This window comes from Lederbergia citri (assembly GCF_018343625.1).
GTDB classification, from domain to species: Bacteria; Bacillota; Bacilli; order Bacillales; family Bacillaceae_C; genus Lederbergia; species Lederbergia citri.
In genome coordinates this window covers 504,832-529,384 of sequence record NZ_JAGYPG010000002.1, presented here as the reverse complement: position 1 = coordinate 529,384, position 24,553 = coordinate 504,832, and the positions used below count along the sequence as shown (strand labels likewise).

The following is a 24,553-nucleotide window of genomic DNA, read 5'->3' as shown; positions in this document are numbered from 1 at the left end:
TTCCCCAGTGCAAGGACAAATTGATCCTGCATTAAATATATTTGAAATCTGTTCTTTTTAAACTACCTTCTTGAAATTTCGGTAACCGTTTTAACATATGAATTAGCAAAATGACACAAACTTCTGTCACCTTACTAAAGTAGTGGAATCGCAGTGATATTTTTTCCGTAATTCTACTAATTTTTATTATATTAACAAAAAGAAGTTACCTAATTTGTATACGAATTGGGCAGCTAATTAATGTGTTATTTAATGATTTTGTACTAGAAAACTCATATTACAAAAATAAAAATATTCTAAAAACGTTCTTTCGACCTATGATATGGTAAAATATACATGTATTTACCATAAAAAGGGGAGGAAAAGAGAAATTTGAAAACGAAGTACATTTTTATGATGACTATGATGATCATTCTAGTCGTTTTCAATGGGGTCAAGGAAAGTCAGGCAGCCACGGAAAATCCTTTATTAATCGAAGCCAATAAATATATAGGCGCTCCATATTTATATGGAGGGGAATCTCCACAAGGCTTTGATAGCTCAGGATTTGTAAAATATATATTTGATCAAACATATAATCAAGCCATGCCACGTACGGCACAAAAGCAATATGGTGTGGGAACAGCGGTAGCAAGAAATTCACTTTTGCCAGGGGATCTCGTTTTTTTCGGCAGTAGTGAAACTAATATAACTCACGTAGCGTTTTACAAAGGAAATGACCAGCTTATCCATGTGACAGTTTCACAAGGTGTAAGTATTACGAGCTTCGAAAAAAGTGCGTATTGGAGCGCGAATTATGTCGGTGCCAGGCGTGTATCCAAATTACCGGCAGCAACGATAGATAATACTATTGTAAAAGAAGCACTTAAGTACGAAGGTACTCCATACCTTTATGGCGGGACGACACCTAATGGATTCGATAGCTCGGGATTTACGCAATATGTCATAAATCAAACGTTAGGATTTAAGCTTCCTCGTACGGCACAACAACAATTTGCCATGGGAACCGAAGTAGCTAGGAAGTCATTAGAGCCAGGAGATTTAGTCTTTTTTGGCAGCAACACTAGTAATATCACACATGTCGCAATCTATAAAGGGAATGACGAGCTTATCCATGCGACAGTATCACAAGGTGTAACGATTACGAGCTTTGAAAAAAGTGCATACTGGAGCTCTAATTTTGTTGGAGCAAAACGTATAACTGGGGCGCCAGTTATTGATGCAAATAATCCACTTGTAAAAGAAGCTCTTAAATATAAAGGAATTCCATATGTATTCGGCGGCGAGAATCCAGAAGAAGGATTTGATTGCTCATCCTTTGTCCGCTATGTGTATGAAAAAGCGTTAGGAATTTACTTACCTAGGTCTACAGACCAACAATGGCAGGTGGGTAAAAAGATAGAAATGGCAGATATTCAGTCAGGAGATGTAATATTCTTCAGCGATACGTATAGGGAAGGAATCTCTCATGAGGGCATTTATATTGGAGATAACCAGTTTATTCATGCCACAAGAGGTGATGCGGTTACCATTTCTTATTTAAGCAGTGAATATTGGCAATCTAAATTTACCGGTGTGCGCAGGTTTACCGGATTAACTATACCAAAAGAAAACCCAATTGTTGCAGAAGCAACAAAATTTATTGGAGAAGTTCCTTACGTAAATGGGGGAACAGATCCAAACACAGGTTTCGATGTTTCCGGCTTTGTTCAATACGTATACAAACATGCAGCAAACATTGACATCCCGCGCTGGGGCGACCAACAAATGTTAATTGGTGAGAGCGTAGAAAGAAGCAACCTTCAACCGGGTGATATCGTATTTTTTAAACTAACAGCAATCAACCCAGCCATCTATATAGGCAACAACCAAGTCGTTCATGTAACGGTGTCAGACGGAGTAAGAATTACTAACATCAAAACAAACACCAGTTGGAGCTCTAAATACATTGGAGCGGTAAGAGTAGTCAAATAGATTATTCGACAAAAAACCGGTGGTGCCTGTCACTATAGTTATCAAGTAATATAACTATTTCCCCCTTAGGATTTATTTCTAGGGGGGATTACTTTTTATAAGTATTTTAGCTGAAACATGCATAAAAAATCAGGACGTGTTAATCACGCCCTGAATGGGTTGTAAAATCTACTTCCGTTATAAAAGGTAATAATCAGTGATAGGACGAACACAATTCCTACTATAATGAGTGCGATATAATCAATTCTTTTAAATGGACGAGCGCTGTACCAGGAGCGCTTTTTATTTTTTCCAAAACCGCGAAGTTCCATGGCGTTGCTGATGACTTCGATTCGATCTAAGCTCGATAGTATTAATGGGATGATGATGGACGCAATGTTTTTAATTCTCTTCCCTAATTTTTCTTTGCTCGACATGTCGATTCCGCGTGCTTGTTGGGTGATTGCAATGTTGCGAAAGTCGCGCTGAATGTCAGGGATATAGCGTAAGGCCAAAGCGACAGCATAGGAAATTCGATAGCTTACCCCGATTCTGTTCAGTGAAGCCGCGAATTCACTAGGATGTGTTGTTACGATAAACAAAAGGGCTGCTGGGATAATTGTAAAATATTTAATCGTTATATTAAATTGGTAAAATAGTTGCTCCCACGTTACGTTATATCTACCTACTATTTCAAAAATGACATGGCTTGTACCGTAAATTTTAACTCCTTCTTGTGGTGAAAAAACGTAAATGGCGATATTGTTCAGCAGTAAAAAGGCTAATATGAAAATCAAAACAAAGGAGATTTCGCGAACTTTTACTTGAGACGCAATAAAAATAGAGATGCTTGCGACGAATAAAAATAGCAGCACTCGTGTATCATACGTAAGCATGGCGGCGGTGGACCATAAAATAAAGCAAATAAGTTTCGTAGCACCTGTCAGCCGATGAATTAGGGATGGACGATCAATATATGCGAGCATTTCTACTGCCATGTTGTTCTAACCTCCTTATCGAAGGAGATAAATCGTCCGACGAATTCTCTTGGCTCTTTGACTCCGGCTTTTACGGCTAAGTCGAATAATGACGTTTCTTTCAAATTCGCTTTTTCGATTACGTTTCGATCTGTAAGGATATTCGCCGCAGTATCATCAGCAATTTTTTCCCCGCCGGCAATGACGATCGCTCGCGGTGTGTACTCGAGCATTAAGTGCATATCATGTGTGATCATTAAAATCGTGATGCCTTGGTCATTTAGTTCCGTTAAAAATTCCATGATTTCTGTATAATGCTTGAAATCTTGTCCAGCAGTTGGTTCATCTAAAATAATCAGTTCAGGTTCTAATACTAATATAGAAGCAATGGTAACACGTTTTTTCTGTCCAAAGCTAAGGGCTGAAATCGGCCAGTTCCGAAATGGATAGAGACCGCAGATCCGCAATGTATTTTCAACTCGTTCTTTTATTTCATCTTCTGGAACGCCACGCAATACTAATCCCAACGCTACTTCTTCAAAAATCATATGCTTTGAAATCATTTGGTTTGGATTTTGCATGACGATTCCAATGCGCTCGGCACGTTCTTTGATCGTATCGTTCGTGATGTCTTCACCTTTAAAAATAATTCTCCCCGAATTAGGTTTTATAAAACCACAAATGAGACTAGCGAGCGTTGATTTTCCAGCTCCATTTTTACCAGCAATACTGACCATTTCGCCTTTTTCAATAGTAAAAGATACGCCGTGTATAATTTCGCGTCCTGGTGAATAGCTAAAATGAATGTTTTCCAGCTCTAAAATTGAATCTGTTTTCTTTTTCCTTTCAGGAGGATTGGTCGCTTCAAACCAGGTGAGTAACTTATCCTTATCAACGAAAAATGTATCGATATGGGATGGCTTAGATTCTGCTGTCACTTCGGATCCTGCGTATTTTGCTGCTTTTACATAAAGTGGTTCACGAATATTGCATTCTTCTAGGATGGAAGAAGCAAGTAATTCATCAGGTGTAAGGTCGGCTACAATTCTGCCTTTATCTACAACAATAATTCGATCGACATGGCATTCAAGTACGTCTTCGAGGCGATGCTCAATGATGACAACAGTTGTATTTGTTTCCTGTTGAATGCGGTCAATGAGGTGAATCGAGTGTTTACCTGTTGCTGGATCGAGATTGGCGAGCGGCTCGTCGAAAAGTAAAATATCGACATCGTCGACCATTACTCCTGCCAGGGATACACGTTGCTTTTGTCCTCCCGATAATTGATGAAGCGATGATTGTAAATAATCGTCCATATCGACCATTTTAGAAACGTCTTTTACGATTGAGAACATTTCGTCCTGTGCACGGACATCATTTTCAAGTGCGAAAGCAATATCTTCTCCAACAGTAAGTCCGATAAATTGCCCATCAGGATCTTGTAAAACCGTTCCAACCATTTTAGAGAGTGAAAAAATATCGTGTTTTTTTGTCTCTTGCCCCATTATTTTTAAACTCCCAGTAATCTCTCCTTTATAGGAAAATGGTATGAGACCGTTGAGGCAGTGGCCGATTGTACTTTTTCCAGAACCTGAAGGCCCAACAATCAGGACTTTTTCACCTTCATAAATCGTTAAATTGATGTCGTGAAGAGTGGGATCAACTTGTGTACGGTATTTAAATGTAAATTGTTCAAATTGAATAACAGGCTTTTTCATTGTGATCTCCTCAAATACATTTAAAACGAGGAAACCGCAGTACGATTTCCTCAATAAATTCAATAATAAAATTATTCTGCTTTCAAGCTTCCACTTTTCACTCTAGTTTTTGCGTAAGCTACAAGTAGAATTGTACCAAGCACTGCAACCGTAACAATGTTAAAGAGTCCAGCTACAATACCTTGTGTCCAAACTTTATTTGCAGGCTCTGCGTAAATAAGTATGTCGAGTGTTGGAGCAAGAAGCCCCCATCCAATAATTTGAATAATTATCTGGAGGATAGTAAATGGAATAATTTGTTTTTTACCAAACTCTCCTGATTCAATATTGATACGTTTTCCAGCAAGACCGAAGAAAAATCCGACTAATGCTGAAATAATTACCCAGCTCCACCAAATGGAACCCCACATAATCGAGTCAAGCAATGCATGGCCAATCAATCCAATAAGTCCACCTGCAATTGGTCCAAATACGACTGCCATCAGTGCTAAGAATGCATATGACGTATTAAAATTAGTATTCGGAACTCCAGTCGGAATCGAAGCAAATCTCCCTAAGATGACAAATACTGCTGCTCCAATCCCAATCGCTACGATTGTTTTAATCGCTAAATTTTTCCCCATTCTAGATCCTTCTCCCTTTTTCGAAATATTTAATATTATGACATCTTCAATTATATATGACTTTTGGCACTTTGCGGAGTGATATTTTCCAATTTGCACCTGTTTCAATATGATATGCTTTTGCGAATGAGCCTTGGTTGAGGGCTATTCCAAGATTATCAAGTGAATTTACGTAAATTAATGGTTCCCCTAAATGGCTATCTGCAAAGGAACGTCCGTATGTCATGATGTTTTTATAAACTTGACGTGTATCGTTATGAATCGTCACTTCAAAATTATCGCCGTATTCAACATTTAATTGTAGGAAAAGCGTTCTTGCGATATTTGTCCATAAGTTTCCGAATCGAATGTCAAGAATATCGATATTTCCAGTGACGGAAGCTTCATCGATCGTTGGAACAAATTTTGCAAGTTCAACTACGGAATCTACTGTAACTTCGGGACCAACTTCTTCAAAGGAGATGACGCCAGATGCAAGTCTCGCTCCTGTATAGGCATATACGTCGCGGCCATGGAATGTATAGGATTCACCTGATTTTGGCAAGCGATTAACTGATTCATCAATGATTCTCACTTCAACGATTCCTATTTCATCTTTTATGTGAGTGAGTGTCCCGTTATCTGGTGTCACGATGTATTGATTTTGAGTGGTTTTCGCAACGATGCTGCGGCGATCGGAACCAACTCCTGGATCGACGACCGAAATGAAAACTGTTCCTTCTGGCCAATAGGAAATGGTTTGATAGAGGCGATAGGAGCCCTCCCATATATTATATTGTGGAATGTCATGAGTTAGGTCAAAGATTCTAAGTGCTGGGTCGACTGAAATCGCCACACCGTACATAGCACTTACAGCACCGTCACTTAAACCGAAATCTGTTTGAATCACTAAATTGTTTGCCATTGTAAATTCCTCCATCTGTGTAAAAAGTTTTAGAAAAACAAAAAACCACGCCCGTATCTTTATATAAAAGATAAGGACGTGGTTGGATTCACGTGGTACCACCTTATTTTACTGTTTGTTCACACAAAACAGCCTCTGCAAGTACTAGAGCACAAATACATCTTTGCTCGGAATACTGTGGTATTTGTAACGAGTACCAAATCTCGTCGGCACCTACTAATCCGCAAATGGACGTTCAGCTCGCAACTCGGAGGCCATTGTTCAGACTGTGATTTTTGCTTCTTTTCAGCTACCGAAGCTCTCTTTGTAAAACCAATAATCCTACTTTTTCTCTTCATCGTCTTTAAAAAAGGTAAAGCATATGTGATTGAAATTGATTATAAGCTTGGGCGAAAAAAAATGCAAGTATTAATTTTTCTTAAAATGTTGGAATAGGATTTTAGTGAAAAAATAAAATCAAAAACTAAATTCTTAATTGGTACATTTTTTGTTTAAACTAATTTTACCATCCATTTTTGCACAAATCTTTGTGGGTCTTTTGGTCTGTAATTCTTCAGCATTATTATTTATGATGGAAGTAAGGATTTCTCTTTGGCAGGGGTGAGAACGTGTTACTAGGTAAACGAAGTCATGCCATATTGCAGGAATTGATTTTACAAAATAAAAATGTATCGATAAATGAATTGACTCAACGTTTTAGTGTGTCGAGAAGAACAATTTACAATGAAATAGATAGAATCAATTACTGGTTGAAAAAAAGAAAATTGCATCCTGTTCTGTATCAGCGTTCACAAGGATTTTATTTAAAGTCGGATACAAAGGAAATATTATCAAATGAATTTCCATTAAGTGATCTCCACTATGTTGAATATACGGCTGAAGAAAGAGTTGCTTGGAGTGCACTGCAATTATTAATCAGTGAATCACTTCTTTTGATTCAGGATTTATCCGAATGTACGAATGTAAGTAGAAATACTGCAATTGAAGATTTAAAAAAGGTGAAGGCAGAACTTGAGCAATTTCATATCATGGTCGATTTCCAGAAAAAAGAAGGTTATATACTTCATGGAAAAGAGGTTGATAAGCGAAAAGCGATTCTATTTTACTTGTTTTCCTTGTTATCTATGCAAGAATCTCACCAACCAATATTTGAAAAAATAGGAGAACTAGTACATTTAAGTGAATTAAACCTTGATCCAATTTTTACTGTGTTGCAGGAATGTGAGTGGAATCTTGAGGTGCGATTTACAGACAATGATTACTATCAGCTGGTCCTACATTTATTTTTGATAAGTAGAAGAATAGTAAGAGGACAGCTTGTCAGCATCGATACAGTGGAAAAAACGGTAATAAGAGAGACACTTGAATATTTGGCAGCAGAAAAGGCTGCTCAAACAATGACTGATATTTTTTCCGTTTCTTTCCCAGAAGATGAAGTGTACTATATAACAACTTTATTGTTAAGCGCCAAGCTTCATCATAAATATCGCGATGATACGGATGCTTTCCATTCATTGGAAATGGCTATCCGTTATATGGTATCTGATTTTCAAACCTTGGCAGGTGTTGTTTTTCAAAATACTCATGAGATTGAAGAAAATTTATTAATCCATTTGCAGCCAGCATTTTTTAGATGTAAATACGGTCTAAATATGCATAACCCTCTTACAGATTTAATTAAAGAAAAGTACGAAGATATTTTTCTATTAACTAAAAAGGTGATACACCACTTTGAGAAGTTAACGAAAAGTCCTCTTGGGGATGATGAGATAGCGTTTATTGCCATTCATTTTGGAGGGTGGCTACGTAAGGAAGGTATGGAACCACTCATCAGAAAAAAAGGGTTGATCGTTTGTAATAGTGGAATTGGAACGTCTGCTATTTTAAGGAAGCAGCTAGAAAGTTTATTTCCATCAATCAATTTTATTCGAACGATGTCAGCAAGAGAATATGAAAGTGAAGGTGCTCAAGCGGATGTTGATGTTGTCATATCAACTGTTCCAATCGTGAAAAAGAATCATCCGCTTTTCGTAGTGAACCCCATTTTATCAGAGCCTGAAAAGATATCACTTTTGAATAAATTGTATTCAATTATTGGAAAACAGGTAGATATTACAAAGAGTGCAACCATAGAATGTATATTAGATATAATTAAAGAATTTGCGGATATTCACGATGAAAAAGGGCTGGAAAACGGATTAAGAAGTTTATTGAGTAAAGGAAATGAACAAAAAAATATTGATTTTAGACCGGAATTATTGCATGTGTTGACAAAAAGTAATATCCAGATTCAAGAAGGTTCTAATAATTGGCGATCTGCAATAAAACTGGCAGCAGGTCCACTGCTTCAACAGAAAATCATTTCGAAAGCATACGTCGATGCCATGATTGCCCATGTGGAAGAAAAAGGCCCTTATATCATAATTGCTCCAGAAATAGCATTACCACATGCAAAACCAGAAGAAGGTGCCTTGGGCATTGGAATGAGTATGTTAATTTTAAAAAATCCAATAGCTTTTTCAGAAGATGTGAAACACAAAATAAAGATTTTAATTGTATTATCATCCATCGACCAAGTTAGACATTTGCGTGCAATGTCTGAGCTTACGAACCTTTTATCAAAGGATAGTAATTTATCAAAGTTAAAGGATTGTGAATCTGTGGATGAGGTATGGTCTATACTACAACAACAGTAAACATGGAACATAAGGAGCGTTAAAATGAAGTTTATCGAAGAAAATATAACAGCGTTTAACGTACAGGCAACTACTCCGGAAGAAGCAATTCGTGTTGCGGGGAATTTATTGGCGGATAGCGGATATGTTGAAAAACAGTATGTGGAGGCGATGGTAGAATCCTTTCAAACGAACGGTCCTTATATTGTGATCGCTCCCCACATTGCGATGCCCCATGCAAGACCGGAAGATGGCGTGCATGAAGCATGTACTTCAATGATCCAACTTGAAACACCTATTACATTTGGAAGTACACCGAATGATCCCGTAAAGCTTGTCTTTGCTCTAGGGGCTTCTGACAGCGAAGAGCATTTGGAAGTATTGAAAAAATTAATGAATTTGCTTGGGGATAAGGAAGCAGTTGAGCAATTGTTTTCTGCTTCGTCTTATGAAAATATTAGGGAATTGATAGTGTAATTTGAAATAAGATGATAGGAATCGCGACTCAGCCGCAATTTCTATACGATTTCAATCTTAATCGGGTTTGAACCTTGACACAAAAGAAGCTTTTCGATGATTTATAAGCTTGATCTAAGGCAGCTTCTTCGGCTATCATTCGCGCAATTAAATAAATCAGTAGAACAATAATTTCAAAATAAAAGGAGTGACTTTACATGAAAATTTTATGTGTATGCGGGTTAGGACAAGGGACAAGTTTGATTTTACGCATGAATGTCGAAACGGTATTGCGTGAAATGGGTATTAGTGCAGATGTGGAGCATATGGATGTTTCATCGGCATCAGGAACTGCTGCAGATTATATTATAACGAGTAATGAGCTTGCACAATCATTAGGGGGAGTGAGTGCCAAAATCATTGTTGTGAATAATTATTTTGACCAAGGTGAGATTAAGGCTGCATTAGAAGAAAATATACGATAATAAGTGGGGTGGAGTACGATGGCAGTAATCAAATGGCTTGCCACTAACTTTTTTGGAACTCCGGCTATATTGCTCGGAATTATTGTGTTAATTGGCTTGCTTTTACAGAAAAAGAATTCGAGTCAAGTGATTAGTGGTACGTTTAAAGCAATCATAGGATTTTTGATTATTGGAGCAGGTGCAAGTGTAATTGTAAACGCTTTAATGGTGTTTGAACCGATGTGGAAAGAAGTGTTTAATCTTCAAGGCGAGTCGTTTAGCGACTTTTTGGGGCAGGATAAATTTAATGCAAAATTCGGAAGTGCGGTCACATTAGCGATGACACTCGGATTTTTGATCAACGTATTGCTTGCCAGGTTTACGAAATTTAAATACATCTACCTGACAGGGCATATGATGTTTTGGACAACGACGATATTTGCTGGAATTGTCGTTCAAACAGCGGGCGATGTTCCGTTTTGGAAATTGGTGATCTTTTTATCCATTATTATGGGGATTTATTGGACGCTTCAACCAGCTATCACCCAGCCATTTATGAGAAAAATTATGGGTAATGATAATATTGCACTCGGTCATACTTCGGCTTCTGTTGCACTTCTAGGGGCTTGGCTTGGAAAAATTCTCGGGAACAAAGAAAACGATTCTGAGAAAATCAAATTACCGAAGGGTCTAGAATTTTTACGAGACTCAAACGTAATTACCGCATTAACAATGGGAATCTTGTTTTTAATAGGAGCCATCATTATTTCTATGAAAAATACAGCTGGTGCCACAGAGCTTGTAGCATCAGCAGGTGACCAGAACTTCATTATTTATTCGATTATTCAATCCTTTACGTTCGCGGGTGGTATTGCTATCGTCTTGATGGGGGTGCGGATGTTTATTGGAGAGATCGTTCCAGCATTTAATGGAATTGCAACAAGAATTGTTCCTGGAGCAAAGCCTGCGTTAGATTGTCCGGTTGTATTCCCATTTGCTCCGAATGCCGTCATTCTCGGATTTTTAGGTTCTTTTATTGGTGCATTGCTATGGCTTGTTGTGATTGGAAATACTGTAGCGTATATTTTTGTTCCGACGATGATTGTACTATTCTTCCACGGTGCAACAGCCGGCGTCTTCGGAAATGCAACAGGTGGAGTAAGAGGTGCACTTATCGGTGGTTTTATTACATCTACCGTTGTAGCTTGGGGTCAGTATATTACCGTAAAACTTTTATTGCCAAATACAATTCCCGATACAGCGATGTGGGCAGCAGACTCTGATATGTTTATATTAGGACCAATCATTAGAGCACTTGCATCGATCTTGTTCTAATGATAGTCAAGTGAATTTAAAAAAGGTCGGGTAATCGCATTTTAACACGGAACATAAAAAGGTCGGGAAACTGACCTTTTTCATGTCTAGCTTCAGGCGCCATCGGCTCGAAGTCAAATAGCCTGAGCCAATGAAAGGCAAAAAAACGCCTTTCTTTGGCTCAGTACATTTGCTTGTTTCCTAAGGCTGCGCGCCTTACGCTTTTCTTTAAACATTTAAACTAGAGGTGACAACTATGAGTTTTATTCGTACGCTACATGGAGACATTAAACCGGAGCAATTAGGATTTACTTATTCACATGAACATATCGTCTGCCGTCCGCCTTTTTGGGTGGAAAAAGGTGAAGATGATTTGCTATTGGACGATAAAGAGGCATCATTGAAGGATGTTCTTGATTTTGTTCATCACGGTGGGCAGGCAATCGTGGATGCAACCGCTGTTGATTATGGTCGAGATGTTCAAGCTGTAGCGAACATTGCGACGGAAGCAGGCATTCATATTGTCGGAACTGCTGGTTTTAATAAAAGTTTTTTATGGGATGCTGCCATTACTCCCCATCTTCATGAAGTCATCGGCGGTAACTTCCGCACATACAAAGATTGGATTGAAGGATCTTCGATTAATGAGTTGACTCAATATGTTGTGAAGGAAGTAGAGGAAGGTCTTGAAGGTACAAAATTTAAGGGAGGGCAGGTGAAGTTCGGTACTGCCTATAATAGGATTACGCCTTTAGAGGAAAAAACTATTCGTGCTATCGCAAGGGCTCACCACGAAACGAAAGCTCCAATCCATTCCCATACAGAAGTTGGAACGATGGCACTTGAACAAATTGAGATTTTAAAAAGTGAAAACGTAGATGTTTCTTATGTCAGTTTCGGGCATATGGACCGAAATCCTGATTCTTATTATCATGAAAAAATTGCTTCGATGGGAAGTTTTCTATGTTTCGATGGAATCGCAAAAATAAAATATGCTCCAGAAAGTACAAGAATTGCCTGTATTTTAGAACTCGTAAAAAAAGGATACGAAAAACAAATTTTAGTGAGCGGAGATACAGCACGCAAAACATATTATAAACATTATGGCTACGGTTTAGGACTTGAATATATTATCGCAAAGTGGGTACCTCGTTTCATTGATGAAGCGAATAAAGCTGGTTTCGATGGTGAAAAATTAGTGGAGCTCTTCTTTGTTGAAAATCCAAAACGCTGTTTTACGTTCAAAGGGTAGGTGAAATCAATGAAATTTGGTATGGAAAATTCCTTTGAGGTAAAGGAGAAAATTTTGCAGTCAAAAATTGCGATTTTACCGATTGGTGCGGTGGAAGCCCATGGTCCCCATCTTCCTCTTAGTACGGATACTATTTTAGCGGAAAGGCTCTCGGAAATGCTCGCTGAAAGGGTTGGAGCATTAGTATTGCCGAGCCTGCCTTATGGACAAGTATGGAGCTTGCGAAACTTTCCAGGGAGCATCAATATAACCAATGATTCATTGATATCTTTTTTAGTCGATATAGGATTGAGCCTGTATGATCAAGGTTTTCGAACTTGGGCGATGGTGAATGGACATCTTGGGAATCAAGTTGCGATGAAAGAAGCAGCTAGAGTTTTATATGATAAAATTCCTGATTTAAAAGTGTTTTATTTTTTCTATCCCGGAATGAATGGTGTTGTAAAAGATATTCGTGAGACGAAGTCAGTCCATAGTACTTATTTTCATGCGTGTGAAATTGAAACGAGTATCATGCTTTATTTGGCTGGGGAGTTCGTAGACATGAATCGTGCTATTAATGATGTACCGCAAATTGGTGAAGAGGCAGATTTTACACCAACTCCGTGGGAATCTTTTACGAAAAGTGCTGTTCTAGGGGATGCAACAATTGCTACAAAGGAAAAAGGGAAGAAAATCGTTGAGACGGCTTTAGAAAAAATGGTGAAAATGTTGATTGGAGGAGAGACGAATGATTGATTCGTATTTCGGAAAGATCAATGAAAAACTGATGATGATCTTGGACTCAGAGAAAGAAAAAATGAAGGAAGCAGCATCGAAAGTTGCATCGGCGATTGAAAAAGGTGGGATTGTACAGCTTTTTGGCTGTGGACATTCTCACATATTAACGGAGGAGGTTTTTTATAGGGCTGGCGGGTTAGTGCCAATCAAGCCAATTTTCCACGAATTACTTATGTTGCATGAAGGTGCCATGCTTTCCTCACAATTAGAAAGAAAAAATCATTATGCCGCTTCATTTATGGAAGGGCAGGATATTCAAGAAAATGATATTATGATTGTTTTATCTACTTCAGGAAGAAATCCCGTTCCAGTAGATGCCGCCTTAATTGCCAAAGAAAAGGGGGCTTTCGTCATTGGAATCACTTCATTTGAATATTCCAATAGTCAACCTTCACGCCATATATCAGGAAAACGATTGTACGATGCTGTGGACCTAGCAATTGATAATCATTCGCCAATTGGCGACGCTGTTTTGAATCATGAAAAAGTTGATGTGCCATTTGCCCCAACTTCTACTGTAGTAGGTGCGGCTATTTTGAATGCTATTTTTGCTGAGTCCATTGCGTTGATGGCCGAGACTAGCTTTACCCCTCCAATTTTCTTAAGTGGAAATATAGAGGGTTCTGATGAGCACAATAAATCTTTAGTTTCAAAATACGAAGCGAGGATCCCGTTGTTAACGAAGGGTTTGTAATCGAACAATTTATCTATTTGGCTTACAATGATAGTAAGCAATTTGTAAAAAGGGGGATCTTTTCGTGATATTAGAAATAATTGCTACTAATATTCGAGATGTCAAAGCAGCAAGTGATTATGGAGCGGATCGAATTGAATTGTGCGTGGGGATGAAGGAGGAAGGTTTCACGCCGAGCTACGGTTTAATCGAGTCAGCGTTAGAGATGGCAACTATCCCGATCAATGTCATTATTCGTTCTCATAGCCAATCTTTTTTCTATGAATCTTCGGAAGTGGATACTATGATTCGGGATATTCGTATGGTTCGGAAGTTGGGTGCGAATGGAATTGTCATTGGAGCACTTACGGAAAATGGACAAGTTGATGTAGAGGTAATGAAGAGGCTTCTTGAAGAAGCTGAAGGACTCGATGTCACGTTTCATCGAGCTATCGATTTTTCAAGAAATCTTGAAGAAACATTGGAAGCATTAACTCAGTTCAATCAAGTGAAACGAATTCTAACTGCAGGTGGAAGGAAGCCGGCGACGGAATCAGTTCCGACGATTAAACGACTTATGGAGCTTGCGGAAAACACACATTTAAACATTATGCCTGGATATGGTCTTCGTGTCGAGACGTTTAAAGAATTTTATGATGAAGTTCAGCCAAAAGAAATCCATTTTGGTTCTGGAGTTCGAGAAGAAAATAGTTTTATGAAACAGATTGATCCTGAAAAGGTAGAAAGTATCAAGCAAATTTATTCTTAAAAGACCTCTTCCACTTAGGAGAGGTTTCTTCATCCTATAAACGCCGCAATACTAAAAATAATCGTAATTAAAGAAAGCAGTTGTAATACGTTATGCTGGGCGTCTGGGATGATATGATTTTTAATGGGAGGCAGCAACTTTACGGTTCTTGAAAAATGTGAATCGTATAGGTTTTTAGGGAATTGTTTCAAATGTTTTCCTGTTAAGTAAGGCATCCACCATGTGAGCAGCTGCATGATGAAAAAGAATACCCAAAATAATAAGCTAATCCCCATTCCCCAGCTTGTTTTTGTCGCAAATAGACCAATGCAAACTAGTAAAATGATCCCGTTAGATATGCCTTCAATCCATTTTTGCCTCTTTGTATACTTAGCCAGATCATTCCAAGGAAATAGATTGACTAAGGTCGTAATTTCAAAATAGAGAAAGACGAATATTTGAAATAAAATTGCTAGAGAAAACATTATTTTTCACCCTCACTTTTAATTATATTTTAACAATGCTATGTTACTTCTTATAGAGTGATTCATTCGACAAATTCATTGTGGTTCATTTTCGAAATCTTTTGTATTATTGATAGGAAGGCAGGAATCTTAACGGGGTGAGATTAATGGAAAAAGGTAAGAAAAAGGTAGCTTTGACATTTGACGATGGTCCACATCCAGAGAATACACAAAAGATATTAAGTCACCTTGAGAAATATGGGGCAAAAGCCACATTTTTTCAAATAGGTAAACTTGTTGATGAAAATCCTGGGATAACGGCAGAAGTTTTTAATAAAGGTCATGAGATTGCTTCTCATACTTGGAATCATCCTGATCTTATTACTTTAAATGCAGATCAAGTGGAAGAGGAAATATCAACAACTCAAAACGTGATTAAAACGGTGATAGGGGAAGCTCCTGTTCACTTCCGTCCTCCATATGGGAATACAAATGAGTCAATTAAAGAGATTGCTAGGGGATATGGAGAAACAGAAGTTCTTTGGACAGTTGATACACTTGACTGGAAATCGCGTGACCCAGAAGCTATTTTGCAAATCGTACAAGAAGAAGTGCGGGACAAGTCGGTCATTTTAATGCACGATATTCATCGGACGACAGTTGAAGCTGTAGAGAGAGTGTTAAAATTTTTGGATGATGAGGGATATGAAATGGTCACCCTACGAAATCTATAAATCTATAAAATTTTCAATAAAAACAAAACATGTACGTATATTTATATTGACTATTTGAGTGAAAACGTTTAAATTAAAAGCGAAGTTCTAGAAAAAGGGGATGCTGAAATGACAGAGAAAGTTAGAGTAGCAATTGTTGGCTGCGGCGGTATTGCGAATGGTAAGCATATGCCAAGCTTGTCCAAAGTTAAGCAAGCAGAAATGGTAGCGTTCTGCGACATCGAAGTTGAAAAAGCAGAAAAAGCAGCAGCTCAATATGGAGTTGAAGGTGCGAAAGTATATTCAGATTATAAAGAGCTACTAGCAGACGGATCTTTTGACGTTGTTCATGTTTGTACTCCAAACAGCTCTCACGCTGAAATTTCCATCGCTGCTATGGAAGCTGGAAAGCATGTAATGTGTGAAAAGCCAATGGCGAAAACATCTGAAGAAGCTCGCCAAATGGTAGAAACTTCTAAGCGTACAGGTCAAAAATTAACAATTGGTTATAACAACCGTTTCCGTCCTGATAGCCTACACTTACATAAATTATGTGAGCGTGGCGACCTAGGTGAAGTTTACTACGCGAAAGCGCATGCGATTCGTCGTCGTGCCGTTCCTACTTGGGGAGTATTCCTTGATGAAGAAAAACAAGGTGGCGGCCCGCTAATCGATATCGGTACACACGCACTTGACTTAACGCTTTGGATGATGAATAACTACAAGCCAAAAGCTGTTCTTGGAACGACTTATCATAAATTAGGTCAAAAAGAAAATGCAGCTAACGCATTTGGTTCTTGGGATCCAGCTAAATTCACTGTAGAAGATTCTGCATTTGGTTTCATCACAATGGAAAACGGTGCAACAATCGTTTTAGAATCAAGCTGGGCACTTAATACTTTAGATGTTGATGAAGCAAAAGTTTCTTTAAGCGGAACTGAAGCTGGAGCTGACATGAAAGATGGCCTTCGCATTAATGGTGAAGACAATAGCAAGCTCTACACAACTAAAGTTGACCTAGGACCAGGCGGAGTAGCGTTCTATGATGGAAGCGTTGAATCTGATGCTGACATCGAAGCTCGCCAATGGATTGAAAGTATCATCAACGATACTGAGCCATTAGTAAAACCTGAAGAAGCATTTGTTGTTACACAAATCCTTGAAGCAATCTATGAATCTGCAAAAACAGGTAAAGCTGTATATCTTGAAGAAGTATTTGCTTAATAAAATTGCGCCCTGTTAGTTAATAGGCGCTACTAAAAACCTCCGAATTTTGAGCGAGGCAACTGAAAAATCCCAATATTTAATAAAGGCAGTTGAAAGTTCATAAACCTTCAACTGCCTTTTTACTTTATAATATTGTTATCAGATGTATGTAGGTGGTATCCACGTGATTTCAAATCAAGAATCTCTCAATTTTAGCCCATTCATGCTTTATACGATATTGTTGTACCAATAGATAATATGCTCCGTAAAATTAATGAGCTTGTAGATTTTTCTTTCATACTTGGAGAATTAAAAACAAAATATTGTTTTAATAATGGTCGCAATGCAGTTTCGCCAATTCGTATGTTTAAATTTTTTCTCGACATGGCTTCAGAGTCAGGCATCCGGGCAATTTGAAACTGTTAAGGCATTGCCTCAAATCATTGACGAATTACGCGCACTGGGCTATGTGTTTGTTACCGTTCCAACACTCTTAGGTACTTAGAAACAGGTAAATAAAATATCCCAATAGGGTTACCCTATTGGGATATTTTATTTTTAAAAGATACTATAATTGGAAGTTTTCCGTATGGTATTTAAAATAAATATTTTAAATTAGGTACTTTAGAGCGAGAAGTACTTATTTATCCTAAGTGTGTTAATGGATAATAAGTTGTTAAAAAACACCATCAATGTTGTTCCATCTGTGGTCTATAAAAATTTGGGCGATTCTTTTCTTACTAGAATTATCCATAAAAGTCATTCCTTTTGTACCCTTTTATGGAACATTTAATTTTTCGCCTGGATAAATCCACTGAGGATTTTCAATTTGCGGGTTGGCTAGTCTTAACTCAGACATCGGAATATCGAGTTTAAGTGAAATTTTATATAATGTGTCCCCTGAAACAACTGTGTATGTATTCGATGTACCCGGTTCAGGAATTTTTAATTGTTGACCTGGATAAAGATCGGTAGACTCCAATTTATTTAGATTTTTTATTTTATCTATCGATGTTTCATACTTATTAGCAACTATCCAAAGGGTATCCCCTTTTTGAACGGTATAAGTGTTTTTACCCTTGGAATCCCAAGTTCCGCCTCGTCGTAAATCAGCGATTCCATAAATGGTATCTTCTTTTTTGTTCACTTCAAGCGCTTGAATTCCACCGAAGTAGACGGATAGATGCTTTGCTTGAACCTTATATCCTCGGTTTCTCATGTCATCTTTTACCTCTTCAGGAAAACCATCTTCTACATACAGATATTCATCTTTACCATAAAACCTTTTAGCTCTCACAGCCTCTTCAAATGATTCATCCAGATAAAGATGTCTGGCTAACACTTGTGCCAATACAGACGGAATTCTTCCACCTCCAGGGGTTCCAATCCCAATAGCTCTTTCTCCATTGATCAAAATTGTTGGAGTAGTAGAACTTCTTGGGCGCTTATTAGGTTCATAACGGTTTGGTGAATCTTTTTTAGTGCTAAATTGATGTTCAGTGGCATTATTGATAAAGTAACCATCCGTATATTTTCCTGATCCGAAAAAATTGCTCAATGTATTAGTTGCAGATATCATCATTCCTTCTTTATCGACAATGACAAAATGTGTTGTATCTGTATTGGAATCATTAACGTTTTCCCCGTCATCCTCTGTTACTGTTGAGATCTTGCTAGGAGAAATATTATCAACAAGTTTTTCGATATGAGCATCACTGACAAGTTCATCCACATCTATTTTATTGAATGTAGGATCTCCGATTTCTTTTATTCTATCATTCTTTGTGACTCTTGAGATTTCTGTCATTAAATGAGTGAATCGGCCCTCATCACCTTTTGTTTCAGCTATATTCATTTTTTCAGCAAGTTTTAACGACTGAACAAGAGGTACTCCTGTAAGAGGAGGACTGGCAGAATAAACGGTCCATTCCTTCAGTTTTCCTGTAACAGGTTCTGGTTTCTGAATTTCATAGTCTTCCAAATCTTTCTTATCCACGTATGGAACAGCTTTTATAAAACTCTCACTTATTTCACCTTTATAAAAAGCATTTGGACCGTTTTCTTTGATTTTAGTTAGAGTTTTCGCCAACTCCGTTTGTTTTAACGTTTCCCCCGGTTTTATGGGTTTCTTATCAGGATAGAAATGCGGTAAGTCCTTTACCGGCATCCTCTGAATGGCGCCTGTAAGACGTTCCGATAATAGTTGCTCGACTTCAACTCCTTTCTCTGCGAAGTCAATTGCAGGTGAAATCAGTTCAGCAAATGGTTTTGACCCATAATCTCTATGTATCGCATCCATCCCTTTAACGAAACCGGGGACACCTGATTTTTTACTACCTCGTTTCTTATCAGATGTGGCTTGTACTCGATAATCATAAACAACAGGCTTATTTGTCTTCGGCGGTATAAGTAGCATTTGACCACCGCCGCCAATCCCTGACGCAAATGGCTCAACAACAGAAAGCGTGTAGGAAACAGCAATGGCAGCATCGGCGGCATTCCCTCCATTTTCAAGCACTTTCATTCCCACTTCGACTGCGCGGGGATGAGACGCACTCACACCATAACTTTCTTGTGAACCTATGAGATCAGTAACTGAAGGTGTACTATCTTGTTCACTGGATACCGAATTGGCGTGTACCACTCCTCCCGTAATAATAAGATTTAAAAAAAGACATAATGATATTAACTTCTTTAACAAAGTTCCGTTCACCACCCACTAAATTTTCATAACAAGATTAATATTATCAGAAAATAAAGGAAGGAAAACTGATTTAATCGAAAATTCACAGATGTAATATTTCCGTTACAATTATGAGAAAAGTTAAAAAAAGGATAACGATAAATCTCTTAGACCGTTAGGAAAGAATCATAAAAAATGAACATCACGATTATCCTTTATCTATTCCTCCATTTACTCGTATAAAGGTCTGTAAATCAATGGAATTATAAATATTAGGGGATAGGATATGAATTTCGGCGTTATTTTGTATATGAGTGGACATTAAAATGGTTGTTTTAATTGTAGTAATTTTCACTAATTTCATTTGCCATTTTTGATTTTATACTACAACTAGATAAATGTAGAACGAGATTTTTTGAGAGAATTGAAAATTTCATTTGGATTTCAAAGAAAACATATTTTTAGGTATTTAGATCCAGATTATATGCCTGTTTAATATCTATTAAAGCTTATTTCTGATTTTAATTTGACTACTACACAATCCTTGCATACTTAATAGTATAAAAGACTTCATTATTACCCATTTTTATACATATTTAATTTATATAAATTTTCATTTATAACAACAAAATTACTCATATTAAATTATTCTAAATTTCCAACAGAAATAATTTCTACTTCCTTATTCTCTGATAACATAACATGTTAGTGAGGTGGTGAACAGAACATTGATAAAGAAAATATCATCATTATTTCTTTTTCTATATGTTTTTATTTTTAAGGAAGTGGTACACGCAAATTCAGTAACTAATGAGCAAGATAAAGCTCCTTCGATTATTGATTTTATAAGTTCGATTGTTTTTTGGGATGATATTCTCGTATTTTTATTCTTTTTAGGCAATGCTTTCCCCGTGCTTCATTTACTCCATTGTTTACCTTGGTTTCGGGAAAAAAGCGAAGAAGTTAATCATAATGTAGAAATAGAAAAAGGGATTAGTATAATTGTCCCTTGTTACAATGAACAGGGAATTATTGAAACTTCGATTAACAGTGTGAAAACATTACCTTATTCACAGTTTGAGGTAATTTATATCAATGACGGATCAACGGATGAAACACTTTCTTTATTGAATAAGTTTCTAAAATTAACACCATGTTCTAGATCTCCACTCAGAAAGCTGTCCCATAAAAAAGTAAAAAATGTTTATCAATCCAAGCTTTACCCTCATATATTCGTTTTAGATAAAACGAATGGTGGAAAAGCTGATGCCTTAAATGCAGGCATTGAATATTCAAGTCAAAGTTTAGTTGTCACATTAGATGCAGACACCATCTTGACAGATCAGGCCCTATCAGTGATTAACAAAACCTTTGAAGATAAGGACGTCGTTGCTGCAGGCGGAGTCGTGCACGTTCTACAAACAAAAACATCTAAACCTTTGAGCTCTTTGTCTTTACTTCGTGCAAACATGCTAGTACGTCTCCAAACATTGGATTTTCTAAAAGCTTTCTATGTTACAAAATTATCACTTGCACGTTTTCAAGCTTTAGCCGTCATATCAGGAGCATTTGGTATTTTTACGAAACAAGCACTTCTTAATGTAGGAGGTTATCGTTCAGCTATAGGAGAAGACATAGACATAACCCTACGAATCCATAAGTACGTATCCAAACATAAAAATAAGAAGATTGCTCTAATTTCAGAAGCTGTTGCTTATACAGAATTACCTGAAAACTGGAAGGACTTTTTTAAACAACGCGTACGCTGGCAAAAGGCATTTATAGACTGTGTCATCCATTTCCGTTCTTTTTTTTGTAAAACCTTATTTACTAAAGCAGTCTCGTTTTTCTATATATTTGAATCTTTTGTAGGTAGAACCATTACTGCTTATATTATGACGGGCTTATTTGTAATAAATATTATCTTTAATCCATTTTCTTCTGATATTTTACATATTATTACCAGTTTGCTTTACATTTTATTATTTCATTGTATGTATAATTTGATAGCAATTGGAGTGAGTAAGTATTACGGATTTAGATTTCAAAAAAAGGATATCTATCGCTTATTCTTTACTATTCTCCTAGATATTTTTATCTATCGCTTTATCATTATGAACCTTGTAATGTATGGAAGTATTGCTTATTTCTTCAACAAGGACTGGAATAAAGTAAATCGAACAGGACGAGACTATCAAACTGATTCTAAATCTGTAGCATAGTCCAATAATTAAGAGAGTTTGTATTTTCAGGACAACTTATTATCCCGCAGTAACGGCAGTAAGACCCTCACCTCAAGGTTACAAGTGCCGTTTAACGATGTATGGACTGGACCACTCCGAATGGATAAAGGATACACGAAGAGCGTAAGCGATTCGATGTTAACCTTATCGCAGTGAGGAGTGGGAAGTACATTAATCGCTGGATGTCGAAACGCTTATCCACAGTTCAATAATTTATATTTTCTTATTTTTAAATATATACAAATAATCTATAATCCATTGGATTTATTAAAGTGAGGTATACTATGCGCACTGAAAAGAGAAAAAAAATATTACTAATTATATTGACCACAATTGTTATTTTACTTTTAGGGACAGGCAGTTTTGCATATTACATATGGTCTATGGTAACGTCAACTGTAGCAAGTATTCAAGTAAAATACGAATCTAAAGAACGACTAGAAAAGATTAACCTTAAAGAAGGGGATCCCATTTCGGTTTTACTAATGGGAATTGATAAGCCGGCAGGTCGAGAACTACACGGACGGTCTGATGCATTAATCTTATTAACGATTAATCCTCATAGTCAATCCATGCATGTGGTAAGCATTCCTCGTGATACGTATACTAAGATAATTGGGAAAGGAACAAAAGATAAGATTAACCACTCTCATGCATTAGGTGGTCATGGAATGGCCATACGTACTGTAGAAAAGTTCTTAGATATTCCTGTTGATTATTTTATAAAGGGTGATATGAAAAGCTTTGTAGATATTGTTGATGCAGTAGGAGGAGTGAAAGTAGATAATGATATAGATTTTACTATTTATGGTGTTCATTATCCGATAGGCACGATCAATTTGAATGGTAAAGAAGCCCTAGGTTACTCTCGAATGAGAATGGACGACCCACGGGGGGACTTTGGTCGACAACTTCGACAACGTCAAGTAATTGAAGCTGTGATTAATAAGGGATCCCACATATCCTCTATTACGAAATTTGATGATATATTTAAAGTTGTTGAAAATAACGTGAAAACAAACTTGACTTTCAATGATATGTGGGATATTCAATCCAATTATAAAGAGTCCCTTCAAAACATAGTACAGCACCAAATTGATGGAAAAGATTCGAAAATAAATAAAACTTACTATTTTATACCAGATGAAGAAAAGCTCGATGAACTTTCCAATGAATTGAAAAAACACCTTGAGATTGACAAGCAATAACTTTCTATCTATCGGTCTATGCCTATTGATTTCAAGCTTAAAGGTTCCGATGCAAAAGAATTACTTTATCATAAATGGACATTTTTGATAGTCGATCACAAGTTTTATTTGGACTAAACAGCTTAATAAAGATTTATAACTATAATAAGCAACCTTGTTAACTCTAATTAGAGTAATATGGTTGCTTACACTATTTCCGCCTCATTACTTCCCATTTCTTTCTGATACTATAAAGACGATTTTCTACGAAAAGAGGATGTTGAATGAAGAAACACTACCTCCTTCTAACAATAGTAGCAGTGCTCACTTTTATAGGAGGATTTTTTTTAGTATCTATATTTACAAGTTATATTACAGAAAAAGATCAGACACAAACACAAAGCCAACTCATAAAAGGAGAAGGACCAAAATCAGAACAACATATTAAAAAGGAAAACCCCCAGTTAGAACCTGTCGATTCAAAAGTATTAATAGGATATATTCAGGATTTTCGAGATCCCGCGTCAATCGATTATACGAAGTTAACACATATTATTTTTTCATTTGTCCATCCTGAAAAAGATGGAAGTCTCATATTGAATGGTGAGAAGGCCTTATCAAATCTTCGTAAAATAGTTCAAAATGCACACCAAGAAGATACATTATATCTTCGCAAAATGGTTCAAAATGCACACCAAGAAGATACAAAGGTAATGATTGCTGTAGGTGGCCATGGCCACATGAAAGGCGGAAGATCATATGACTATTTTAAAACTGCCATAGCAAATCCCACTTCTCGTACAAAGCTTATTGACGAACTAATTGAACTAACGAATGAAGAGAATCTTGATGGGATTGATATTGATTTTGAGCACCCCCGTTCAAAAGAGGACGCACATTATCTAGCTGTTTTTACAAAAACATTGGGAGAAAAGTTACACTTAAATGACAAGGAGTTATCGATAGCCGTATATTCAATGATTCATAGTGTGACAGGGACAGAAGTTCAATCAGTCGTTTATGATCCATCCATGTTTCATTATGTTGACCGTGTTAATATCATGGCATATGACGGTCAATGGGACGGGAAATATAATGCTGCAAATTTATCACCGTATCCATTTACTAACAAAATCGTAAGCTATTGGTCTAATTTATTTGACAAACTTGGAATTTCGAAGAAAAAGTTAGTATTAGGAGTTCCTCTCTATGCACAACCAGAAGACTTAACGAAAATGCATTTATCTTATAATGCTATCATTAATCACGATCCTACAAATGCTGAAAGAGACATAGTTAACTTGAACGGGACGACTTATCATTATAATGGAGAAACGACAATGATAAAGAAAACCAAACTTGCTCTTGCTAACGAATTTGGTGGAATGATGCTATGGGAGTTGGGGCATGATGCTGAAGGGACGCGTAGTTTAACAAGCGCTATTTTTGATGTTCTGATTAAAAGACAGGAAGAAGAGAGTCGATAGCGCCCGCCCCATTGTCTAACTGGAGGCGGGCAC

At 37.1% G+C, this 24,553-nt stretch carries 20 protein-coding genes, 1 pseudogene and 1 other annotated feature; of the genes and pseudogenes, 15 read left to right on the top strand and 6 right to left on the bottom strand.

All coding sequences use genetic code 11. The annotated features are described in order from the left end of the window. The first annotated feature begins 372 nt into the window (after positions 1-372). Positions 373-1,974 carry a C40 family peptidase gene (locus KHA97_RS11260; RefSeq protein WP_213124839.1) on the top strand — a complete coding sequence of 534 codons (1,602 nt, stop codon included), beginning with the start codon at positions 373-375 and terminating at the stop codon, positions 1,972-1,974. A gap of 143 nt (positions 1,975-2,117) precedes the next feature. On the opposite strand, the gene KHA97_RS11255 is transcribed toward KHA97_RS11260, so the two are convergent. The 4 genes from KHA97_RS11255 to KHA97_RS11240 form a co-directional block, all read right to left on the bottom strand. Continuing rightward, a complete protein-coding gene (locus KHA97_RS11255) occupies positions 2,118-2,951 on the bottom strand; it encodes an energy-coupling factor transporter transmembrane component T family protein (protein WP_213124838.1) in 834 nt (277 codons plus the stop codon). Then, positions 2,942-4,648: an ABC transporter ATP-binding protein gene (locus tag KHA97_RS11250; RefSeq protein ID WP_213124837.1), complete on the bottom strand. Its 1,707-nt coding sequence runs from the start codon at positions 4,646-4,648 to the stop codon at positions 2,942-2,944. Before KHA97_RS11250 ends, KHA97_RS11255 begins: the two co-directional genes overlap by 10 nt. 71 nt (positions 4,649-4,719) lie before the next feature. Next, a complete protein-coding gene (locus KHA97_RS11245; RefSeq protein WP_213124836.1) occupies positions 4,720-5,271 on the bottom strand; it encodes an ECF-type riboflavin transporter substrate-binding protein in 552 nt (183 codons plus the stop codon). Positions 5,272-5,317: 46 nt separating this feature from the next. Beyond that, complete coding sequence (locus KHA97_RS11240) at positions 5,318-6,175, bottom strand: SAM hydrolase/SAM-dependent halogenase family protein (protein WP_213124835.1); 858 nt, start codon at positions 6,173-6,175, stop codon at positions 5,318-5,320. Between the two features lie 69 nt (positions 6,176-6,244). Further along, positions 6,245-6,522: a binding site (T-box leader), on the bottom strand. A gap of 261 nt (positions 6,523-6,783) precedes the next feature. Here KHA97_RS11240 and KHA97_RS11235 point away from each other — a divergent pair. The 8 genes from KHA97_RS11235 to KHA97_RS11200 all read left to right on the top strand — a co-directional run bounded on the left by KHA97_RS11235 (position 6,784) and on the right by KHA97_RS11200 (position 14,558). Then, positions 6,784-8,871 carry a BglG family transcription antiterminator gene (locus tag KHA97_RS11235; RefSeq protein WP_213124834.1) on the top strand — a complete coding sequence of 696 codons (2,088 nt, stop codon included), beginning with the start codon at positions 6,784-6,786 and terminating at the stop codon, positions 8,869-8,871. Positions 8,872-8,895: 24 nt separating this feature from the next. Continuing rightward, positions 8,896-9,327, top strand: a complete 432-nt coding sequence (locus tag KHA97_RS11230; protein ID WP_213124833.1) for a PTS sugar transporter subunit IIA — start codon at positions 8,896-8,898, stop codon at positions 9,325-9,327. A gap of 197 nt (positions 9,328-9,524) precedes the next feature. Further along, a complete protein-coding gene (locus KHA97_RS11225) occupies positions 9,525-9,791 on the top strand; it encodes a PTS sugar transporter subunit IIB (RefSeq protein WP_213124832.1) in 267 nt (88 codons plus the stop codon). A gap of 18 nt (positions 9,792-9,809) precedes the next feature. Beyond that, a complete protein-coding gene (locus tag KHA97_RS11220) occupies positions 9,810-11,105 on the top strand; it encodes a PTS ascorbate transporter subunit IIC (RefSeq protein WP_213124831.1) in 1,296 nt (431 codons plus the stop codon). A gap of 235 nt (positions 11,106-11,340) precedes the next feature. Further along, positions 11,341-12,336, top strand: coding sequence for a phosphotriesterase family protein (locus KHA97_RS11215; protein WP_213124830.1), 996 nt, complete (start codon positions 11,341-11,343; stop codon positions 12,334-12,336). A 9-nt stretch (positions 12,337-12,345) separates the two neighbouring features. Continuing rightward, positions 12,346-13,074 carry a creatininase family protein gene (locus KHA97_RS11210; RefSeq protein ID WP_213124829.1) on the top strand — a complete coding sequence of 243 codons (729 nt, stop codon included), beginning with the start codon at positions 12,346-12,348 and terminating at the stop codon, positions 13,072-13,074. Beyond that, positions 13,067-13,810 (top strand): SIS domain-containing protein, encoded by a 744-nt coding sequence (locus KHA97_RS11205; protein ID WP_213124828.1) that lies wholly within the window; start codon positions 13,067-13,069, stop codon positions 13,808-13,810. The genes KHA97_RS11210 and KHA97_RS11205 overlap by 8 nt, the downstream gene beginning before the upstream one ends. Positions 13,811-13,874: 64 nt before the next feature. Next, positions 13,875-14,558: a copper homeostasis protein CutC gene (locus KHA97_RS11200; RefSeq protein ID WP_213124827.1), complete on the top strand. Its 684-nt coding sequence runs from the start codon at positions 13,875-13,877 to the stop codon at positions 14,556-14,558. A 29-nt stretch (positions 14,559-14,587) separates the two neighbouring features. On the opposite strand, the gene KHA97_RS11195 is transcribed toward KHA97_RS11200, so the two are convergent. Beyond that, positions 14,588-15,022, bottom strand: a complete 435-nt coding sequence (locus KHA97_RS11195) for a hypothetical protein (protein WP_213124826.1) — start codon at positions 15,020-15,022, stop codon at positions 14,588-14,590. A 146-nt stretch (positions 15,023-15,168) separates the two neighbouring features. On the opposite strand from KHA97_RS11195, the gene KHA97_RS11190 reads away from it, so the two are divergent. The 3 genes and pseudogenes from KHA97_RS11190 to KHA97_RS23975 all read left to right on the top strand — a co-directional run. Beyond that, positions 15,169-15,735, top strand: coding sequence for a polysaccharide deacetylase family protein (locus KHA97_RS11190; RefSeq protein WP_213124825.1), 567 nt, complete (start codon positions 15,169-15,171; stop codon positions 15,733-15,735). Positions 15,736-15,843: 108 nt separating this feature from the next. Further along, positions 15,844-16,938, top strand: coding sequence for a Gfo/Idh/MocA family protein (locus tag KHA97_RS11185; RefSeq protein WP_213124824.1), 1,095 nt, complete (start codon positions 15,844-15,846; stop codon positions 16,936-16,938). A gap of 166 nt (positions 16,939-17,104) precedes the next feature. Continuing rightward, positions 17,105-17,301 (top strand): annotated as a pseudogene (locus tag KHA97_RS23975) (IS5/IS1182 family transposase); the annotation flags it as partial. 397 nt (positions 17,302-17,698) lie between these two features. On the opposite strand, the gene KHA97_RS11180 reads toward KHA97_RS23975, so the two are convergent. Further along, a complete protein-coding gene (locus KHA97_RS11180; RefSeq protein WP_213124823.1) occupies positions 17,699-19,621 on the bottom strand; it encodes a gamma-glutamyltransferase in 1,923 nt (640 codons plus the stop codon). Positions 19,622-20,331: 710 nt separating this feature from the next. Here KHA97_RS11180 and KHA97_RS11175 point away from each other — a divergent pair. The 3 genes from KHA97_RS11175 (at position 20,332) to KHA97_RS11165 (ending at position 24,520) form a co-directional block, all read left to right on the top strand. Continuing rightward, positions 20,332-21,825 (top strand): glycosyltransferase, encoded by a 1,494-nt coding sequence (locus tag KHA97_RS11175; protein WP_213124822.1) that lies wholly within the window; start codon positions 20,332-20,334, stop codon positions 21,823-21,825. Positions 21,826-22,130: 305 nt separating this feature from the next. Continuing rightward, positions 22,131-23,054 carry an LCP family glycopolymer transferase gene (locus tag KHA97_RS11170; RefSeq protein WP_213124821.1) on the top strand — a complete coding sequence of 308 codons (924 nt, stop codon included), beginning with the start codon at positions 22,131-22,133 and terminating at the stop codon, positions 23,052-23,054. Positions 23,055-23,317: 263 nt separating this feature from the next. Next, positions 23,318-24,520: a glycosyl hydrolase family 18 protein gene (locus tag KHA97_RS11165; RefSeq protein ID WP_213124820.1), complete on the top strand. Its 1,203-nt coding sequence runs from the start codon at positions 23,318-23,320 to the stop codon at positions 24,518-24,520. Positions 24,521-24,553: the final 33 nt, after the last annotated feature.

What these genes read in the sequence shown, in the direction of transcription:
- KHA97_RS11255 (WP_213124838.1), bottom strand. Translation starts at nt 2,951, where the DNA reads ATGGCAGTAGAAATGCTCGCATATATTGATCGTCCATCCCTAATTCAT.
- KHA97_RS11250 (WP_213124837.1), bottom strand. Translation starts at nt 4,648, where the DNA reads ATGAAAAAGCCTGTTATTCAATTTGAACAATTTACATTTAAATACCGT.
- KHA97_RS11245 (WP_213124836.1), bottom strand. Translation starts at nt 5,271, where the DNA reads ATGGGGAAAAATTTAGCGATTAAAACAATCGTAGCGATTGGGATTGGA.
- KHA97_RS11240 (WP_213124835.1), bottom strand. Translation starts at nt 6,175, where the DNA reads ATGGCAAACAATTTAGTGATTCAAACAGATTTCGGTTTAAGTGACGGT.
- KHA97_RS11230 (WP_213124833.1), top strand. Translation starts at nt 8,896, where the DNA reads ATGAAGTTTATCGAAGAAAATATAACAGCGTTTAACGTACAGGCAACT.
- KHA97_RS11225 (WP_213124832.1), top strand. Translation starts at nt 9,525, where the DNA reads ATGAAAATTTTATGTGTATGCGGGTTAGGACAAGGGACAAGTTTGATT.
- KHA97_RS11220 (WP_213124831.1), top strand. Translation starts at nt 9,810, where the DNA reads ATGGCAGTAATCAAATGGCTTGCCACTAACTTTTTTGGAACTCCGGCT.
- KHA97_RS11215 (WP_213124830.1), top strand. Translation starts at nt 11,341, where the DNA reads ATGAGTTTTATTCGTACGCTACATGGAGACATTAAACCGGAGCAATTA.
- KHA97_RS11210 (WP_213124829.1), top strand. Translation starts at nt 12,346, where the DNA reads ATGAAATTTGGTATGGAAAATTCCTTTGAGGTAAAGGAGAAAATTTTG.
- KHA97_RS11205 (WP_213124828.1), top strand. Translation starts at nt 13,067, where the DNA reads ATGATTGATTCGTATTTCGGAAAGATCAATGAAAAACTGATGATGATC.
- KHA97_RS11195 (WP_213124826.1), bottom strand. Translation starts at nt 15,022, where the DNA reads ATGTTTTCTCTAGCAATTTTATTTCAAATATTCGTCTTTCTCTATTTT.
- KHA97_RS11190 (WP_213124825.1), top strand. Translation starts at nt 15,169, where the DNA reads ATGGAAAAAGGTAAGAAAAAGGTAGCTTTGACATTTGACGATGGTCCA.
- KHA97_RS11185 (WP_213124824.1), top strand. Translation starts at nt 15,844, where the DNA reads ATGACAGAGAAAGTTAGAGTAGCAATTGTTGGCTGCGGCGGTATTGCG.
- KHA97_RS11170 (WP_213124821.1), top strand. Translation starts at nt 22,131, where the DNA reads ATGCGCACTGAAAAGAGAAAAAAAATATTACTAATTATATTGACCACA.
- KHA97_RS11165 (WP_213124820.1), top strand. Translation starts at nt 23,318, where the DNA reads ATGAAGAAACACTACCTCCTTCTAACAATAGTAGCAGTGCTCACTTTT.